Raw genomic sequence first — 1,615 nt, forward strand, 5'->3', positions numbered from 1 at the left:
CACGTCCATTACGGGGCACGTCCATTACATCCAGTCAGGCCGGTGAAATCGCAATGACTGCGACGCGATGACAATAACCATGGCGCAAAAGCGATAACCGTGACTCAGTGACAACAACTGTGACTGGCGTAACGGAATCCGTCACCGCAGTCACAGTTGTTGTCACGATCACCTCGTGTTGTTGTCACTCCAGTCACAGTTGTTGCCCCGTTTGCCCCGTTTGCCCCGACTGCCCCGCATACCCCGCATACCGTCTACCGCCCGCCCCACATGTCGCTGCCGCCTTGCTGTCATCGGTGTCCATGCGGCTGCGGCAATACAGGCGGCGCACCACAAGGAACCCCGGCCTCGCGCAGCTTCCGTTCCAGCGGCGTGCGCCTGACCACGTCATCGAAAGTAAAACGAACGACGGTGCTGACACCGCATCGATACAACATCTGCGATCGCTCACGTTCATCCTCAACGATTTCGGAAATCGTGCGTCCGCCTGTCATGCTGGGATCCACGTACTTTTGCTGACCATCCAGTTCACCGACAATAATCCGCCCGTCCGGCATATACCATGCGAAATCCACGCGTTTCACCTTCCGCGTGCCGTCCGGCTCTATGCACGAGAATTCCACCTGCTGCTCCGGCCATGGGAAGCCAAACTCAAAGATGACGGCCAGAGCAAACGCCTCACCGCCGTTCTCGCTCAATCCTCGCGCCTTGCTCATGACGAATGCCGGCAAATGCCGGTTGCGCCCAACATAGGCTCGACTGCAATAATCCAGAAACGCAGTACTATCAACAGAATTTTGCCGAACCGCCGATTCAAATACGGGGAATGCGTCGCGGAACTTTTCCATTCGCCCGCAGTCGAAGAGCGTGCGCGTAGGATCGGTGACCTGCGTGTTGTTGTGTGTGGTGATGTGGTTCATGTGCCGTGCAGGAAGATAGATGCGGCGCAGCTGCGAATGCATGGTTCGGCTGGGATTGCCGTATGGCTTTGCGATGGTGATGACGCCGTCCTTATGAAGGTACGCGGAATGGTCAAATCCCCAAACTGCGGCTGCCGAGATGCCGGCGATGATGGTTTCGGGCTTTTCGCGGCATAACGTGCTGCTGATGTGCTGCACTTTGCCGATGTGGTCGAGCATGCTCCAATATTCGGGGTCCGCATACATGCCGCGGTGAGGGGCGACGAGTTCGCAGCTCTCTACCATTCGGCGTACGGTGACGCGTTCGGTATTTGAGTGAGGTGTGTAGCATTGGCGTGCTTGGTGGGCTTGGCGTACTTGGTGCTTGATGTGTAGGCGCATAGTCATGGATTTACCGTAGAGGGATTGGACTGCGATTATCCACTCGAATCGGGGGTTGTGGTCGACACGCGGTGAGGGTGCGGAATAGGCGGAAGCGAACGGCTGTGTGCCTGGAGCTGCGGGCGATAACTGTGACGGGATTGCAGAAACTGTGACGGGATTACGGAAACTGTGACTGTATTACGGAAACTGTGACTGGAGTGACGGAATCTGTCACCCTGGTCACAGTTGCGGTCACGATCACCTCGTGTTGTTGTCACTCCGGTCACAGTAATCCCCGGCCGCAAAGGCAACCGTCGCAGAGACAACCATGC

At 57.0% G+C, this 1,615-nt stretch carries 1 protein-coding gene; it reads right to left on the minus strand.

The features are described 5' to 3' along the window. Positions 1-290: 290 nt before the first annotated feature. Positions 291-1,205 (minus strand): hypothetical protein, encoded by a 915-nt coding sequence (locus G1C98_RS08230; RefSeq protein ID WP_169080746.1) that lies wholly within the window; start codon positions 1,203-1,205, stop codon positions 291-293. Positions 1,206-1,615 lie beyond the last annotated feature (410 nt).

It is taken from the genome of Bifidobacterium erythrocebi (assembly GCF_012932675.1).
GTDB classification, from domain to species: domain Bacteria; phylum Actinomycetota; class Actinomycetes; order Actinomycetales; family Bifidobacteriaceae; genus Bifidobacterium; species Bifidobacterium erythrocebi.